General features: G+C 47.9%; 2 protein-coding genes and 1 pseudogene. All 3 read right to left on the bottom strand.

The features are described 5' to 3' along the window. Positions 1 to 185 (bottom strand): annotated as a pseudogene (locus E4021_RS18350) (IS982 family transposase); the annotation flags it as partial. Positions 186 to 301: 116 nt separating this feature from the next. Next, the gene (locus E4021_RS18250; protein WP_168797680.1) at positions 302 to 457 is read right to left on the bottom strand and encodes a hypothetical protein; all 156 of its coding nucleotides are present in this window, start codon (positions 455 to 457) and stop codon (positions 302 to 304) included. Between the two features lie 1655 nt (positions 458 to 2112). Further along, on the bottom strand, positions 2113 to 2335 hold a 223-nt coding region (locus E4021_RS17865), incomplete at its 5' end, for an ATP-binding protein (RefSeq protein ID WP_168797656.1).

Here is a 2335-nt window from a genome sequence, read left to right as displayed (position 1 = left end):
TATCCGGAGTACTGATAAAAAACAATAATGGAGAGTACCTCACTGATACTCATAATACCTTCGAAACGTGGGTTGCGATAAACGGGCTGGGGATGGAGTGTTAACCACTGGTCAAACTGCTGGCAAAAATCGTCGACCGTAACAAAGATCTCGATTAGTTTGAATGCTTTATCTTCGGTGAGCATGAGGCGGGTTTTTGGTCCGGAAGGGAGTTGAGATGTCCTTCCAAGGTACCAACTACTCGTCTCATCTTGCGTAAATCGCTGATCTGCAGCCGATTTGCCCCCAACCTCACGTTAGATTAATCTTTTCCGTAAGGGTCATTCCAACCCTCGTTCCAGACTTCTTCAAAATCCTCGCCGAGGGCAAATCCTATAGCGCCGACAAGGCCAGCCCATAAGGCTTTGAAGTATCCGCCCTCGATGGCAGTAAGATGGTCATGTGGTAACTCTTTCATCTGTTATATGATTTAGTCAAAATATGAGGTTAAACGTAAAAGGGGAAAATTGTGCCATAAGAACAAGTCAAAGAAGCCTCGAGTAGTACGGCCAATATCTTCGCCAACGCAGTAAGGAAGCTCGTCGCTCCCTCCAAAAATTTGAGGCAACTGCTTGGATGAAATAGGGTTCATAAATTTATATTTGAAATGGATTAAATTAAAAGGTTTAATCAGCGTATAATCAGTCGACGATTTTTACTTTTCCTCTTGATCCGGTCGAGGTACTCCTCAAGCGTGAGGTTTACGTTCCTGTCAAGTGGTAAATGAAAGTCGTTGTCTTCCGTTTCGTCATAGAAAATCTCGTAATCGTTCATGTTGATGAATTTAGTGGTGCTGCAGAGGACGTGTCGCAATGAATATATTAGCGGCAGGGTCTCAACCGTCACCGGGTTTGAAATGATTTTGGAGGGCGAATGCCCGAATGATTTGATGATGTAAATTTCCGAGGGGCTACTTTACTGGGGGTGGAGTGGTGTTAAATCTGCCCGGCGTTTCATTTTTTCCGGGCAGATTGGCTTACCATCTTTTATCGGAAGAAAAGCTGCATCGCCCAGGAGGATGACTCAGCTGGCTTTTCTACCACCGGCGTTCCGGTGTGTTATGTTATTGCAATATTCGGGTGCCTGACTCTACTGGGGGTGGAGTGGTGTTAAATCTGCCAGATATTTCGTTTTTTGCGTCAGATTGGCATTGCGTCTTTTGGTGGATAATTATCTGAATCACTCAGTCAAATAATTGAAATGCATCTGTAGAACCCAATCACGAGCTATATTGGAAATTCACACTGTATCACGAAGCGATCGAAAGGAAAGTTAGCTCCGCTGCTGCTTTAGGCGGTCATCCCAGGCTAATAACTAAAATTGACGTCGAAGCCTTGAAAGAATGAAACATCTTCGCCGAGCCGGCCAAAAGACTTAGGGGGCAACCCAACCGAATCAGTCTGTGGAAGCTGGAGCTTATCGCTGGCTACGGCGAGCAGGTGTTTGCGGCGGGTGAAGGCCAGGTGACCAACGGATCGATCCCAATCTTTGATCAGGGAAGTAGGTTGCTTACTTGGAATACACCAGCTATTTAGAGAGAGGATGGCATAACGATCAGTATGGGCGGCAAGTGCAGGGCCTCGGAGAACATCTACATCGAGTGCGTCTGGCGTACGATTAGGGATCAACACACTTTCTTAAACCCCTGCCGACAATGGTCGATAGTTGTTTAAAAAAGTCGAAGAATAGCTGCGCTGCTAATATCATCATGATCACCAGGTATCGGCCGACCCAATCCCAGTAAGCGGTACTGTAAAGACTAGTGAATTTTGACTTAATAACTTGACCCTGTGCTTAAAATAGCCGAGGTGGTATGCTTCGGATTACAGTTAGCAGGCCATGGCCACCGCAGGCACCACCATTGTTAAGAAAAGAAAGCTCGTGGCTGTCAAGACCATGTCGCTCACAGCCCAAGACATCTTCCGCCAACCCGCCCGACGGGATCTAAAAGACCGACGGGGCGCGGACTTCGAATACCGCGCCTTACTTGGCGACCGTGCGTATTCCGATCTATCTGACCCCTCCATTCCGGTGCTTTGCCCCCCCCTGTGGATAACTCGCGCCGTTAATGGATTATAAAGATAGGTGATCCGGTCGTTTGCGTAGGCTTTTGCCCTTGAGTTCGATCCGGTGAGCCTTTGGTATCAGGCGATCCAGGATGGCGTCTGCTACGGTCGGTTCGTCCAGATAAGCGTGCCATTTGGCTACGGGTAGCTGGGAGACGATCACCGTGGCGGCTCGTTCGTAGCGGTCTTCAAGGATCTGTAGCAGCAGGAGTTTTACCGGGTGGGTGATG

Source organism: Neolewinella litorea (assembly GCF_004803465.1).
GTDB classification, from domain to species: Bacteria; Bacteroidota; Bacteroidia; order Chitinophagales; family Saprospiraceae; genus Neolewinella; species Neolewinella litorea.
Note: the sequence above shows the minus strand (reverse complement) of the source record. Positions and strands in the feature narration are given on the sequence as shown.

Excerpts from the sequence above, each read along its gene's own strand:
- E4021_RS18250 (WP_168797680.1), bottom strand. The coding sequence starts at position 457 with ATGAAAGAGTTACCACATGACCATCTTACTGCCATCGAGGGCGGATAC.